Raw genomic sequence first — 13,483 nt, 5'->3', positions numbered from 1 at the left:
GGGGCACGCGGCCCCGCACCGGCCGGTCAGTCGATGCCGTACGCCGCGTAGGGGCGGCCCAGGACCGGCAGCGCGACGTTGCGCACCCGCACCCCGCCCGGGGTCATCCCGTACTCGGTGCCCCGGTGGGCGTGCCCGTGCACCGCCAGCGTCGCCCCCGCCGTGTCGATGGCCTCGGCCAGCAGGTAGCTGCCGAGAAAGGGGAAGATCTCCGGCGGCTCCCCGGCCAGGGTGTCCTTGACCGGCGAGTAGTGGGTGAGGGCGACCGTGGTGTCGGCCTCCAGCGTCGTGAACGCCTCCCGCAGCTTCTCGGCCGCCACCCGGGCGTGCCGGACGAAGCTCTTCATCTCCGGTTCGCCGAACTCCGAGGCGCACTTGCCCGCGAAGCCCATCGCGAAGCCCTTCACCCCGGCGATGCCGAGCCGCCCTCCCGGGCAGTCGACGACCGTGCCCTCGCCCTCCAGGACGGTGATCCCCGCGGCCCGCATCAGCTCGGTGATCTTGTCCTGCGCGTCGGACTGGTAGTCGTGGTTGCCGAGGACCGCCACGACGGGGACGGGCAGGTCGCGGAACTCCTCGACGACCACCCTGCCCTCGCCGACCGTGCCGTGCTTGGTCAGGTCCCCGGCGAGCAGCAGCACGTCGACGCCGTCGGCCAGCCCGCCGAGCCGCTGCCGGTAGCGTCCGCGCATCTCCTCGTCCAGGTGCACGTCGCCCACCGCCGCGACGGTGATCATGTCAGTCGCTCCTCTCGGACCGGGCCGTCGAACCGGACCACCGACAGTTCGTCGTGGACGCGGTAGTCCGGCATCCGCTCCCGCGCCACCTCCAGGACCCTGTCCCGGCGCCGCGGGCAGGAGACCTGTCCGGACAGGTAGACGTCGTCCCCCACCACGCGCACCCGGATTCCCTGCTCCGCGGTACGCGGGTCCTCCGCCAGCGCCTGCTGGAGGTGGCCCGCCGCGTACTGCGGCGGCTCGTGCGGCATCGCGCTCCCCTTTCCACCGGTCACACCCAGGAGGCCCAGCAGCACCAGGAACGCCCGCGCGTACGGGGAGGCGCCGACCTCGGCGTCCACCCGGCCCCAGTCCACCTGTTCGCGCAGCGCGCGGACGGTGGCCAGCGGCCCGGAGAAGTCGCACTCGTGCTCGGTGAAGGCGCGCAGCCGCATGACCACCAGGTCGGTGGCGTCCAGCACCGGCACGTGCACCGAGTCGACCTTCAGCGGGGCGGCCCGGGCCAGCAGGGCGGGCGTGACCGGGATGTCGGCGGGGCTGTGGATGAGGTCCACCACGACCTCCCCGTCGTGGGCTTTGACCAGCCAGTCCTCCACGGTGTCGACGGGTCTGAGGCCCGCCTTGGCGAGCACCTCCAGGGCGCGTTCGGCGTCCTCGGGCAGCACCGCGAAGTCGACGTCGTGTCGGGACGGCGGGGCGCCGCGCGCGAACGCCGCGAACCCTCCGCTCAGCGCGAACGGCACCCCGTCGGCCTTGAAGGCCCCCGCCACGCGTTTGAGCGTGGTCAGCAGGTCCCGGATGTGCGGTTCGTGCTCCATCGGCGTCTTCTCCCGCGCGGACCGGACGGCGGCGTGTCGGCTCCTCCCCCGCAAGCCGCGTGATGCTGCGTGGACTCCTCCGCTACCCGGATTCCGCCCGGTGAAGCGGGGGCCCGCGCCGCGGGGCTCAGCGGCGGGAGCGGTGGCGCGCGCCGCGGGGCCGGGGGACGCCGCCGCGCTGCTGTGCGGGGAGCTGGTTGAGGTCGCGGCCGGCCCGGTCGTTGAGCCGGGTGAGCAGCCGCATCCCCCACCGGTCGGCGCGGGGGGCGGCCTCCAGCCCGCTGGTGGGCCCCTCGTCGCCCGGTCCCGGCAGCACGCGGTTCATGGTGCGCAGCACGGCCTGGGTGAGGCCGGGCGCCACCCCGTGGACGGCGGTGGCGGCGCGCGCCATCGGGGTGAGGGTGAGGTGGTGCCGCCCGTCCTGGACGGCGTCGACGATCCGGCGTGCCGCGCGCGCCGCGTTCATCGACACCAGCGGGGCCCCCGCCAGCAGGGAGAACCAGGCGTACTCCAGGGCGGGGCGGCCCGCGTAGTGGGCGCGGCGCGGCGACCCGGTGCGCATCAGGCCGGGCACCACGGTGAGGACGCGGGTGCCGTCGCGGGTCAGCGCCGCGTCGAGCCCTTCGGAGAGGCCGACCTGCGCGAACTTGGCGCAGGCGTAGGGCAGCAGGTGGGGCGGGCTGATCTTGCCGCCGACCGAGGTGATGTTGACCAGCACCCCGCCCCGCAGGTGCGGTCTGGCCTCCTGGAACACCCACAGGGGCGCCCAGAACATGATCCGCATCGCCTCGTCGAACTCGGCCTCGCCCAGCGAGTCCAGCGGGGCGCTGTGGATGGTCCCGGCGTTGTTGACCACGACGTCGAGCCCGCCGAAGCGGTCGACGGCCTCGGCGACCATGTCCCGCACCTGGTCGCGGTCGCGCAGGTCGCAGGTGATCGGGTGGGTCTCGACGCCGAGGGTGCGCAGGTCGGTGGCGGCCCGCCGCAGTTCGTCGCCGTCCCGGGCGCACACCGCGACGCGGCAGCCGCGCGCCCCCAGCTCCCGGGCGAGCAGCAGCCCCAGCCCTCGGGAGCCCCCGGTGACCAGTGCGGTGCGGCCGCGCAGCCGGTACCGGCGGGCGCGCCGGAGCGCGTATCCGGTGGCCGCCGCGGCCGTGGCCAGTCCCAGCAGTGCCGTGCGTGGTTGCATGCCGCCTCCCCGTCAGTCGTGACCGCTGCGCAGACCCACTCACCGATCCGGGACGCCCCAAACTCCGGCGTGTTGTCCTCCGGCAAAACAACTTCCCGGTTTCGGCCGCGTTCGTTCCCCTTCTGTGATCTTTTGCTTACAGTGGGTGGCGAAATCCGGGTCCAAATGGGGACCTGAATCCCATCCGCCACTTCGACCCGTTTTTTCCGGAACGACGGCACCGCAGACCATCCAGGCGCCCCGCACCGCGGCAGACGCGACCGAGCCGGGCGGAGCGGACCCGCCGTCGCCACACCCGTCCGAAGTGCGCGCGGACCACACCATGACCCTGCGGGGGACGTTTCGCAATGTCCGTTTCGGTTTCACACAGCGGTTGCGGCTCCGACGGCAGACGCAGTCGGCGCGGCCGGTCAACCCGCCACGCCGACGAAGCCTACCTGCGTCAGACCCGCGAGCTGCTCGACGAACTCGACCGCGTCCGCGAGAACCCGGACGCCCGCGAACGCATCTATCTCAAGCTGACCGAACTGCACGCTCCCGTGGCCCGACGCATCGCCCGCCAGTACCGCAACCGCGGCGAGCCCGAGGAGGACCTGCGCCAGGTGGCGATGGTCGGGCTGTACAACGCGATCCGCAACTTCAACCCCGCCTACGGCAAGGAGTTCATCTCCTACGCGCTGCCGATGATGACGGGCGAGGTGAAACGGCACTTCCGGGACCGCACCTGGGCGATCCGGGTGCCGCGCAAGTACCAGGAGCGGCGCGCCGAACTCAACCGGGTGACCGCCGAGTTCACCCAGCAGCACGGGCGCTCGCCGACCGTGCGGGAGCTGGGCGAGCTGCTGGAGATGGACGAGGAGGAGACCCTCGAGCTCATCGACGCGGCCCGCGCCTACAGCACGCTCTCCCTGGACGTGCCGTTCGGTCCCGACGACGACGGCGCCACCCTGGGCGACACCCTGGGCGGGCTCGACGACGCGCTGGAGCGCGTCGTCGACCACGCGGCGCTGCGTCCCGCACTGGCCGCGCTGTCCCCCCGGGACCGGCGCATCCTGCTGCTCCGGTTCGCCGGGGACAAGACCCAGGCGCAGATCGCCGACATCGTGGGGCTGTCGCAGATGCACGTCTCGCGGCGGCTCGCCGCCATCCTGGCGACCCTGCGCCGCCAGCTCGTCGGCGACCACTGACCGACGCGGCCCCGGGGCCGGCGGGGGACAGCTCCCCGCCGGCCCCGTCCGCTGCCCGGGCCGGGTCCGGCGCCCCGCCGGCCGCCGCGGCTCCACGGAAATCCACGGAAAACTTCCGTCATCCCCGGTTGCGCCGTGTTCGTCCCCCCGCCGCCCGGGTAGTCGCCGTCACTCGGACGCCCGAGACCGGAGGAACGTCCCCACCCGACGGCAAGGGAGCAGGAATGTTCCGTCACGACAAGCGCCTGCAGTTCGAGGCCAGACCGGAGAAGCCCGACCCGCTGTTCGCGAAGAAGCTCCAGGAGCTGGTCGGCGGGGCCTACGGCGAGATGACCGTGACCATGCAGTACCTCTTCCAGGGGTGGAACTGCCGCATGGAGGGCAAGTACAAGGACCTCATCATGGACGTGGCCACCGAGGAGATCGGCCACGTGGAGATGCTCGCCACGATGGTGGCGCGGCTGCTGGAGGGAGCCCCCGCCGAGACCACGGCCGAGGCGGTGAAGGACCCGGCCGTGGCGGCCGTCGTCGGGGGCATGGACGTGCAGCAGGCGATCGTGTCGGGCGGCGGGGCCACCCCCGCCGACTCCGCGGGCACCCCGTGGAACGGCAAGTACATCGTGGCCAGCGGCAACCTGCTGGCCGACTTCTACGCCAACGTCGCCGCCGAGGCGCAGGGGCGGCTGCAGACCGCGCGCCTGTACAACATGACCGACGACCCCGGCGTGAAGGAGATGCTGAAGTTCAACCTCGCCCGCGACACCGTGCACCAGAACATGTGGCTGGCCGCGATCGAGGAGCTCAAGGAGGACGGGCTGGAGGGCACGATCGCGCCCGACGCCCTGTTCGACGAGGAGAACCAGGAGCACGCCAACACCATCTGGGGCCTGTCCGCGGGCAGCACCGCGGCCCAGGGCGGCTGGACGCGGCGGCCCGCGCCCGACGAGCGGCACGAACTGCGCTACCTGGAGGACCCCGAACCGCTGGGCGGACCGGCCTCGGCCCCGCCGCCCGACCCCGAGCTGTACGGCACGTTCGCCGGGGTGCCCGGCCAGGGCTCGCGGAAGGGCGCCCAGCGCGCCCCCGGCCCCCGGGAGAGCCTGACCGACAAGGTCAAGGGGGTCCTCGAATGACGTGCCCCTGACCGGGGCCCGCACCCGCGTCGGCGCCGGACCCGCTCGGGTCCGGCGCCGCACGCGACGACCGCGTCCACACGGCCGACGGCGCCGTTCCCGGTCGCCCGTACCGCACGCGACCGGCCGGCGGGAGGAGAGGACCAGAATGCGAGCGCTCACCTGGCACGGGCCGCGCGACGTGCGCGTGGAGACCGTGCCCGACCCCTCCGTCCAGGAACCCACCGACGCGGTGATCCGCGTCACCAGCTCCGGGCTGTGCGGCTCCGACCTGCACCTGTACGAGGTGCTGGCGCCCTTCATGCACGAGGGCGACCTCCTCGGCCACGAACCGATGGGCGTGGTGGAGGAGGTCGGCAGCGAGGTGACCGGCCTGCGCCCCGGCGACCGGGTGGTCGTCCCGTTCCAGATCGCCTGCGGCCACTGCTTCATGTGCGAGCAGGGGCTGCAGACCCAGTGCGAGACCACCCAGGTCCGCGAGCAGGGCATGGGCGCCCGGCTCTTCGGCTACACCAGCCTCTACGGCGCCGTGCCCGGCGCGCAGGCGGAGTTCCTGCGCGTCCCGCACGCCGACTACGGCCCCATCAGGGTTCCCGAGGGGCCGCCCGACGACCGGTTCGTCTACCTCTCCGACGTGCTGCCCACCGCGTGGCAGGCGGTGCGCTACGCCGCCGTCCCGCCCGGCGGCAGCCTCGCGGTGCTGGGGCTGGGCCCCATCGGCGACATGTGCTGCCGCATCGCCCAGCACCTCGGCGTCGAGCAGGTCTTCGGCGTGGACGTGGTGCCCGAGCGGCTCGACCGGGCCGCCCGGCGCGGGGTGTCCACCTTCCGCTTCGACGACCACACCGTCGAGGAGATCCGGGAGCGCACCGGCGGGCGCGGCCCCGACGCCGTCATCGACGCCGTCGGCATGGAGGCGCACGGCGCGCCGGCGGCCAGGGCCGCGCAGCGCCTCGCCACCCGGCTGCCCCGGGGGATGGGCACCAGGCTGATGAGCACCGCGGGCGTGGACCGGCTCACCGCCCTGCTCACCGCCATCGACCTGGTCCGGCGCGGCGGCACCGTCTCCCTGTCCGGCGTCTACGGCGGCATGGTCGACCCGCTGCCCATGCTCACCCTGTTCGACAAGCAGATCCAGGTGCGCATGGGACAGGCCAACGTCCGCCGGTGGGTGGACGAGATCATGCCGCTGCTCACCGACGACGACCCGCTGGGCGTGGACTCCTTCGCCACCCACCGGCTCCCCCTCGCCGAGGCGCCGCGCGCCTACGCCGCGTTCCAGCGCAAGGCCGGCGGGATGGTCAAGACGCTGTTCCAGCCGTGACCCGCGCCCCGCGCGGCCCGTCCGGGGCGCGGCCGCCGCGCCCCGCGTTCCCCCTCAGGCCCCCGTCCGCCGACCGAGGAGGGAACGTGCCACCCGTACTCCGAGCCGCTGTGGACCGTCCGTCGCCCGACCGGGCGCGCGGCGGGCGAAAGCGCGGCCGCGCCGAGGCGGCGTGGGCCCTGGGCGCGGTCTGCGCGGCCTTCGCCGTCGCCGGGCTCACCCTGGTCCCGCCGTGGCTGGGGCTGGGCTGGGACGAGGTCGTCTACGTCAGCCAGTACGACCCGCGCAACCCCGCCGCGTTCTTCAGCGCCCCCCGGTCCCGGGGCGTCTCGCTGCTGGCCGCGCCGGTGGTGCTGGTGACGGACTCGGTGGTGGCGCTGCGGCTGTGGCTCGCGGCGGCGGCCGCCGCCGCGATGTTCGCGGCGTTCTGGCCGTGGCTGCGGCTGTGGCCGCGCGGCTCGGTGGCGCCGCTGGCGGCGCTGGGGTACGCGAGCCTGTGGGTGAGCCTGTTCTACGCGGCCGCGGCGATGCCCAACCACTACACGGCGATGGCCGCGGTGGGCGCGGTCGGCTGGTTCCTGGTGGCACTCCGCGAGCCGGGCTCCCGGGCCGCGCCGGCCGGGCTGGCGGTGATGCTGGCGGTGGCCGGGCTGATGCGGCCCAGCGACGCGTTCTGGCTGACCGCGCCGCTGGGGCTGGCGGCGCTGCTCGTCCCGGCGTGGCGGCGTGCGGGGCTGGTCGCGGCCGTCGCCGGGGGCGCCCTGGCCGGTGTGGCGCCGTGGCTGGTGGAGGCGGAGGCGGCCTACGGGGGCGTGCCGGAGCGGCTGGCGCGGGCCGCCGAGATCCAGGGCGGCACCGGGTGGACCCTCAGCGCGGGGTACGCGCTCAGCACCCTGGACGGGCCGCTGCTGTGCCGCCCCTGCACCGAGGACCTGGTGCGCTGGCCCGCGCTGCTGTGGCCGATCGCCCTGGTGGTGCTGGTGGTCTTCGGGGTGGCGGTCGCGCAGCGGGCACGGCGGCCGGCGGTGGGCTGGCTGCCGGTCGTGGTCGCGGTGTCGACGGCCTTCACCTACCTGTTCCTCGTCTCCTACTCGGCGCCGCGGTTCCTGCTGCCGACCCACGCCCTGCTGATGCTGCCCGCCGCGGCCGGACTGCGGGACGCGTGGGCGTCGACGCGCCCGGCGCTGCGCCCCGTGCTGGGCACCGGGCTGGCCGTGGCGGTCGTCGGCCACCTGCTCATCCAGGGGGCCATCCTGACGCACTGGGCCGCCGTCCACCTGGCGGCCCGCCAGGACTACGCCCGGCTCGCCGGCGAGCTGCGGGAGGCGGGACTGCGCCCGCCCTGCCTGCTCACCGGGGACGACGCCATCCCCGTCGCCTACTACACGGGGTGCGCCTCGGCCGCCCCGTCGGGCAACAACACCACGCACACCCTGGAGGAGCTGCTCGCGCTGGGGCGCACCGTCCCGTTCGGGCTGCTCGCCAGGGACGGCGACCCGCCCGACTGGGCGGCCGAGTGGCCCGCCCTGCCGTTGGGGCCCGACGACGATCCGCGCGCCTGGGTGCTGTACGTGCCCGCGTGGAGTCCGGCGGCCGCGCCCGAGTGAGGCGCGGCGCCGCGCGGTAACCCGTCCCGCCCCAGGGCTCCGGGACTTCTCCCGTTCCTGCCCCCGTGGGTGGTCCCGGTGGCCGCACACCGGGTCCGGGAGCGCTCCCACCCCGGTCCCCGGCACGGGGCAGCCGTTCCACTCCCCCAAAATCACCCCGCTGACCAGCCGTTCCGTGGACACTGGTGGTTTCACGGATGCACTGTCACCGGGCGATGACGAATAGTGGCGGTGCAGCCGAGGTAAGGAGTCGGTCACCCCCGAGTCTCTTTACCGCAACCTTTTTGAGTGGCTCACCCGCAACGGCTTTCCAGGCTCGCGCGGAACGCGACACCCGCCGGCCACCGGAGCGGCTCCCCTGCGCTCCGACGGTCACGAGGGCCCCGCCCCCGGTCCCCCGGGGTGCGCGGTTCCGGTGGGGCGGGACCGTTCGATGTCCCCACGGCGAACGGTCCGGCCCGCTGCCCGACACCGGGCGACCGGATTGTCGGTCCGCGCGACGCCTGGACGGTGCCGCTCACTCCCTGTTGTCGGGCTGACCCGCCCCGCCGGCGCGCACCGTGCGCGGCCGGACCCGGGTCACGCCCCCGCACCGAAGAGGAACAGAGAATGTCGATCACCACCCCCCGCCGGGGCGCGTCGCTGCTCTCCCGCGCCGTCGCCGTGGCGGCCGCGGCGGCCGCCACCGTGGCGCTGGCCGCTCCGGCCCAGGCCGCCAACCCCTACGAGCGCGGCCCCAACCCGACCCAGTCCATGCTGGAGGCGCGCAGCGGCCCCTTCTCCGTCAGCGAGGAGCGCGCCTCCCGCCTGGGTGCGGACGGCTTCGGCGGCGGCACCATCTACTACCCGCGGGAGAACAACACCTACGGCGCGATCGCCATCTCCCCCGGCTACACCGGCACCCAGTCCTCCATCGCCTGGCTGGGCGAGCGCATCGCCTCCCACGGCTTCGTGGTCATCGCCATCGACACCAACACCACGCTGGACCAGCCGGACAGCCGCGCCCGCCAGCTGAACTCGGCACTGGACTACATGCTCACCGACGCTTCTTCCTCGGTGCGCAACCGCATCGACGCCAGCCGCCTGGCGGTCATGGGCCACTCCATGGGCGGCGGCGGCACCCTGCGCCTGGCCTCCCAGCGCCCCGACCTGAAGGCCGCCATCCCGCTGACCCCCTGGCACCTCAACAAGTCCTGGCGCGACATCACCGTCCCGACGCTGATCATCGGCGCGGACCTGGACACCATCGCTCCGGTCAGCTCGCACTCCGAGCCGTTCTACAACAGCATCCCCAGCTCCACCGACAAGGCCTACCTGGAGCTGAACAACGCCACCCACTTCGCGCCCAACATCACCAACAAGACCATCGGCATGTACAGCGTGGCCTGGCTCAAGCGCTTCGTGGACGAGGACACCCGCTACACCCAGTTCCTCTGCCCCGGACCGCGCACCGGCCTGCTCAGCGACGTCGACGAGTACCGCTCCACCTGCCCGTTCTAGGAACGGCACGGGCCTTTGCGCCCCCTCACCCGGCGGCGGCCACGGAACGTGGCCGCCGCCGGCCTTCTGTTCCCCCTCCCCGGTCCCCGGCGGCGCACCCGCGGCACCGGACGCCGCCCTGTCCTGCGGAAACCGGCGTAACCGAATCAGGCTCGGGTGAACACTGGTGGTTTCACGGATGCGTGGTGACTGTGAGATGCCCCATAGTGGCAGCGCGGTCGAGATAAGGAGCTGATAAACCCCGAGTTTCCTTACCGCGGCTGCTGAGCGTCCCCGTTCAGGAGTCCGCGGGACCCGGGTCCGGGTGGCACCGGGCCCCGTCCACCGGTCGCGGCGGCCACGCCCTCCACCCCCCGGGGAGGGGCGGCGGCGGACCGTTCGGAGCCCCACGGCGAACGGTCCGGCCCGTTCCCCGGCGCCGGACGCGACCCGGACGGCCGGTCCCGCAGCCCTCCCGAACAGCCCAGCTCACCCCCCTGTTGTCAGGCGGGGAACCCGGCACCGCCGACACCTGCGCGTGCGGCCAGCGCCGGGCCCCGCCCGGAGACGAAGAGGAACAGAGTATGTCGGTCACCACCCCCCGCCGGGAGACCTCGCTGCTCTCCCGCGCCCTGCGGGCCACCGCCGCGGCCGCCACGGCGGTCGTCGCCACCGTGGCGCTGGCCGCTCCGGCCCAGGCCGCCAACCCCTACGAACGCGGCCCCTACCCGACCGAGTCCATGCTGGAGGCGCGCAGCGGCCCCTTCTCCGTCAGCGAGGAGCGCGCCTCCCGCTTCGGCGCGGACGGCTTCGGCGGCGGCACCATCTACTACCCGCGGGAGAACAACACCTACGGCGCGATCGCCATCTCCCCCGGCTACACCGGCACCCAGTCCTCCATCGCCTGGCTGGGCGAGCGCATCGCCTCCCACGGCTTCGTCGTGATCGCCATCGACACCAACACCACGCTGGACCAGCCCGACAGCCGCGCCCGCCAGCTCAACGCCGCGCTGGACTACATGCTCACCGACGCCTCCTCGGCGGTGCGCAACCGCATCGACGCCAGCCGCCTGGCGGTCATGGGCCACTCCATGGGCGGCGGCGGCACCCTGCGCCTGGCCTCCCAGCGCCCCGACCTGAAGGCCGCCATCCCGCTGACCCCCTGGCACCTCAACAAGTCCTGGCGCGACATCACCGTGCCGACCCTGATCATCGGCGCCGAGTACGACACCATCGCCTCGGTCACCCTGCACTCCAAGCCGTTCTACAACAGCATCCCCAGCTCCACCGACAAGGCCTACCTGGAGCTCGACGGAGCGAGCCACTTCGCGCCCAACATCACCAACAAGACCATCGGCATGTACAGCGTGGCCTGGCTCAAGCGCTTCGTGGACGAGGACACCCGCTACACCCAGTTCCTCTGCCCCGGACCGCGCACCGGCCTGCTCAGCGACGTCGAGGAGTACCGCTCCACCTGCCCGTTCTAGTCGGGAAGGGCCCCGTCCCCGACGGGTCGACCCACTCTCTCCCCCCGGCGGCGGCCCCCGTGGCCGCCGCCGGCCGTTGTCTCCGGGGGTGTGCGGAGCCTCGGACGGCGGGCCGGGACCCGGTCAGCGGCGGGTCCCGGCCCGGTCCGCGTTGCGGGCCGTCACCTCCGCTGCGGGGCGTCCGCCTGCTCGGTGACGACGGCGGCGTAGGGGTGGTGCAGGTCGAAGGCGGGGCGCTCGCTGCGGATGCGCGGCAGCGAGGTGAAGTTGTGCCGCGGCGGCGGGCAGGAGGTCGCCCACTCCAGGGAGCAGCCGTAGCCCCACGGGTCGTCCACGGTGACCTTCGGCGCCTTCTTGTGGGTCACCCAGACGTTGTAGAGGAAGACCAGGGTGGAGGCGCCCAGCACGAAGGAGGACACCGACGAGATCTGGTTGAGCAGCGTGAACCCGTCGCTGGGCAGGTAGTCGGCGTAGCGCCGCGGCATGCCCTCCGCGCCCAGCCAGTGCTGCACCAGGAAGGTGCCGTGGAAGCCGAAGAACAGCGTCCAGAAGTGCCACTTGGCCAGCGTCTCGTCGAGCATCTTCCCGGTGAACTTGGGCCACCAGAAGTAGAAGCCCGCGAACATCGCGAACACCACGGTGCCGAAGAGGGTGTAGTGGAAGTGGGCCACCACGAAGTAGGAGTCGGCGACGTGGAAGTCCAGCGGCGGGGACGCGAGCATGACCCCGGTGAGTCCGCCGAACAGGAAGGTCACCATGAAGCCGATGGTGAACAGCATCGGGGACTCGAAGGTGAGCTGGCCGCGCCACATGGTGCCGATCCAGTTGAAGAACTTCACGCCGGTGGGCACCGCGATGAGGAAGGTCATGAAGGAGAAGAACGGCAGCAGCACCGCGCCGGTGGGGAACATGTGGTGCGCCCACACGGTCCCGGAGAGGCCGGCGATGGCGATGGTGGCGCCGATGAGGCTCTTGTAGCCGAAGATCGGCTTGCGGCTGAACACCGGCAGGATCTCGGTGGCGATGCCGAAGAACGGCAGGGCCAGGACGTAGACCTCCGGGTGGCCGAAGAACCAGAACAGGTGCTGGTAGAGGATCGGGCCGCCGTGCGCGGGGTCGTAGACGTGGGCGCCCACGATCCGGTCGGCGAGCAGCGCGACGAGGGCCGCGGTGAGCACCGGGAAGGTGAGCAGGATCAGCACGCTGGTCAGCGCCGCGTTCCAGGTGAAGATCGGCATGCGGAACATGGTCATGCCGGGCGCGCGCATGCACAGGATCGTGGTGATGAAGTTGACCGCGCCCAGGATCGAGGCCAGGCCGGCCAGCGCCAGTCCGAGGATCCACAGGTCGCCGCCGATGCCGGGGGAGCGCACCGCGTCCGACAGCGGCGCGTAGGCGAACCAGCCGAAGCTCGCCGCGCCGCCGGGGGTGAAGAACCCGGAGACCGTGATCAGGCCGCCGAACAGGAACAGGTAGTACCCGAGCTGGTTGAGCCGGGGGAAGGCCACGTCGGGCGCGCCGATCTGCAGCGGCACCAGCACGTTGGCGAAGCCCGCGAACAGCGGTGTCGCGAATAGGAACAGCATCACCGTGCCGTGCATGGTGAACAGCTGGTTGTAGGTCTCGTTGTTCATCAGCTGCATGCCGGGGAGCATCAGCTCGGCCCGGATCAGCAGCGCCATGACGCCGGCGACGACGAAGAACACGAACGAGGTGATCAGGTACAGGTACCCGAGGACCTTGTGGTCGGTCGACGTCATCCAGTCGACGATCTTCGAGCCGGGCCGCGCCCGGACTGACGGCTTCGGAGCCGCCGCGACCTGTGTGGCCACGATTCATCTCCCCTTCGGGTCGCCCGCCTCGTCCCGGGGTGCCCGGCGGGACTCCGCCGGGACGCGCCACGCTCCAGACAGGCAGTGACAAGCAAAGAATTAACGCACAAATAGTTGGCGCACTAATTACTTGTAGGATGCTACACAGGGTCCGAGGGGACCCTCAGTGGGGGTGAGGATTGTGAGCAGCGGCGATCCCGGCATCGGCGATCCGCTGACCCTGGAGAACCAGGTCTGCTTCGCGCTGACGATCGCGGCGCGCAACGTGGTCGCGCTCTACCGTCCGGTGCTGGCCCCGCTCGGCCTGACCCACCCGCAGTACCTGGTGATGCTGGCGCTGTGGCAGTTCGCCCCCCTGTCGGTCAAGGAGTTGGCGACCCTGCTGGAACTGGACTCCGCGACCCTCTCCCCCCTGCTCAAGCGCCTGGAGGCGGCGGGCCTGGTGCGCCGGGAGCGCGACCCCGAGGACGAGCGCCGGCTCGTGGTGACCCTCACTCCCGCCGGCCGCGAGATGCGCGAGCAGGCCCGGGACATCCCCGAGCGGATGATGCGCCTGCTGGGCATGGACGCCGCGGAACTCCACCAGCTCAACGCCGTGCTCTCCCGGCTCAACGCGGCGGCGACCGGCGCCGGCCGCGCCGACGCCGACTCCTGAGCCCCGCATCCCGCCCCCTTCGTCCGGACCGGTCC

General features: G+C 72.8%; 11 protein-coding genes. 7 read left to right on the top strand and 4 right to left on the bottom strand.

What is annotated here, in order from left to right:
• Positions 1 to 26: 26 nt before the first annotated feature.
• From FOF52_RS01065 to FOF52_RS01055, 3 genes are all read right to left on the bottom strand, one after another.
• Complete coding sequence (locus tag FOF52_RS01065) at positions 27 to 737, bottom strand: metallophosphoesterase family protein (RefSeq protein ID WP_248591955.1); 711 nt, start codon at positions 735 to 737, stop codon at positions 27 to 29.
• On the bottom strand, positions 734 to 1,555 hold the full coding sequence (locus FOF52_RS01060) for a nucleotidyltransferase (RefSeq protein ID WP_248591954.1): 822 nt from the start codon (positions 1,553 to 1,555) through the stop codon (positions 734 to 736). Before FOF52_RS01060 ends, FOF52_RS01065 begins: the two co-directional genes overlap by 4 nt.
• Before the next feature lie 127 nt (positions 1,556 to 1,682).
• A complete protein-coding gene (locus tag FOF52_RS01055) occupies positions 1,683 to 2,744 on the bottom strand; it encodes an SDR family NAD(P)-dependent oxidoreductase (protein WP_248591953.1) in 1,062 nt (353 codons plus the stop codon).
• 347 nt (positions 2,745 to 3,091) lie between these two features.
• Between FOF52_RS01055 and FOF52_RS01050 the strand changes: the two genes are divergently transcribed.
• The 6 genes from FOF52_RS01050 (at position 3,092) to FOF52_RS01025 (ending at position 10,961) form a co-directional block, all read left to right on the top strand.
• Positions 3,092 to 3,931, top strand: a complete 840-nt coding sequence (locus FOF52_RS01050; RefSeq protein ID WP_248591952.1) for a SigB/SigF/SigG family RNA polymerase sigma factor — start codon at positions 3,092 to 3,094, stop codon at positions 3,929 to 3,931.
• 224 nt (positions 3,932 to 4,155) lie between these two features.
• Positions 4,156 to 5,064, top strand: coding sequence for a manganese catalase (locus tag FOF52_RS01045; RefSeq protein WP_248591951.1), 909 nt, complete (start codon positions 4,156 to 4,158; stop codon positions 5,062 to 5,064).
• A gap of 148 nt (positions 5,065 to 5,212) precedes the next feature.
• Positions 5,213 to 6,388 (top strand): alcohol dehydrogenase catalytic domain-containing protein, encoded by a 1,176-nt coding sequence (locus FOF52_RS01040; protein ID WP_248591950.1) that lies wholly within the window; start codon positions 5,213 to 5,215, stop codon positions 6,386 to 6,388.
• Between the two features lie 86 nt (positions 6,389 to 6,474).
• The gene (locus FOF52_RS01035; protein WP_248591949.1) at positions 6,475 to 7,995 is read left to right on the top strand and encodes a hypothetical protein; all 1,521 of its coding nucleotides are present in this window, start codon (positions 6,475 to 6,477) and stop codon (positions 7,993 to 7,995) included.
• Between the two features lie 609 nt (positions 7,996 to 8,604).
• Positions 8,605 to 9,495, top strand: coding sequence for a cutinase/poly(ethylene terephthalate) hydrolase (locus FOF52_RS01030; protein WP_248591948.1), 891 nt, complete (start codon positions 8,605 to 8,607; stop codon positions 9,493 to 9,495).
• A gap of 563 nt (positions 9,496 to 10,058) precedes the next feature.
• The gene (locus FOF52_RS01025) at positions 10,059 to 10,961 is read left to right on the top strand and encodes a cutinase/poly(ethylene terephthalate) hydrolase (protein ID WP_248591947.1); all 903 of its coding nucleotides are present in this window, start codon (positions 10,059 to 10,061) and stop codon (positions 10,959 to 10,961) included.
• Positions 10,962 to 11,122: 161 nt separating this feature from the next.
• On the opposite strand, the gene ctaD is transcribed toward FOF52_RS01025, so the two are convergent.
• Positions 11,123 to 12,721, bottom strand: coding sequence for an aa3-type cytochrome oxidase subunit I (gene ctaD, locus FOF52_RS01020; RefSeq protein ID WP_248593707.1), 1,599 nt, complete (start codon positions 12,719 to 12,721; stop codon positions 11,123 to 11,125).
• Between the two features lie 253 nt (positions 12,722 to 12,974).
• Here ctaD and FOF52_RS01015 point away from each other — a divergent pair, with 253 nt between their 5' ends.
• Positions 12,975 to 13,448: a MarR family winged helix-turn-helix transcriptional regulator gene (locus FOF52_RS01015; protein WP_248591946.1), complete on the top strand. Its 474-nt coding sequence runs from the start codon at positions 12,975 to 12,977 to the stop codon at positions 13,446 to 13,448.
• The last annotated feature ends 35 nt before the right edge of the window (positions 13,449 to 13,483 follow it).

Source organism: Thermobifida alba (genome assembly GCF_023208015.1).
Classification (GTDB): domain Bacteria; phylum Actinomycetota; class Actinomycetes; order Streptosporangiales; family Streptosporangiaceae; genus Thermobifida; species Thermobifida alba.
Note: the sequence above shows the minus strand (reverse complement) of the source record. Positions and strands in the feature narration are given on the sequence as shown.

Bases quoted from the DNA above. Each gene is read 5' to 3' on its own strand.
- FOF52_RS01065 (WP_248591955.1), bottom strand. From the start codon at position 737: ATGATCACCGTCGCGGCGGTGGGCGACGTGCACCTGGACGAGGAGATG.
- FOF52_RS01060 (WP_248591954.1), bottom strand. From the start codon at position 1,555: ATGGAGCACGAACCGCACATCCGGGACCTGCTGACCACGCTCAAACGC.
- FOF52_RS01055 (WP_248591953.1), bottom strand. From the start codon at position 2,744: ATGCAACCACGCACGGCACTGCTGGGACTGGCCACGGCCGCGGCGGCC.
- FOF52_RS01050 (WP_248591952.1), top strand. From the start codon at position 3,092: ATGTCCGTTTCGGTTTCACACAGCGGTTGCGGCTCCGACGGCAGACGC.
- FOF52_RS01045 (WP_248591951.1), top strand. From the start codon at position 4,156: ATGTTCCGTCACGACAAGCGCCTGCAGTTCGAGGCCAGACCGGAGAAG.
- FOF52_RS01040 (WP_248591950.1), top strand. From the start codon at position 5,213: ATGCGAGCGCTCACCTGGCACGGGCCGCGCGACGTGCGCGTGGAGACC.
- FOF52_RS01030 (WP_248591948.1), top strand. From the start codon at position 8,605: ATGTCGATCACCACCCCCCGCCGGGGCGCGTCGCTGCTCTCCCGCGCC.
- FOF52_RS01025 (WP_248591947.1), top strand. From the start codon at position 10,059: ATGTCGGTCACCACCCCCCGCCGGGAGACCTCGCTGCTCTCCCGCGCC.
- ctaD (WP_248593707.1), bottom strand. From the start codon at position 12,721: ATGACGTCGACCGACCACAAGGTCCTCGGGTACCTGTACCTGATCACC.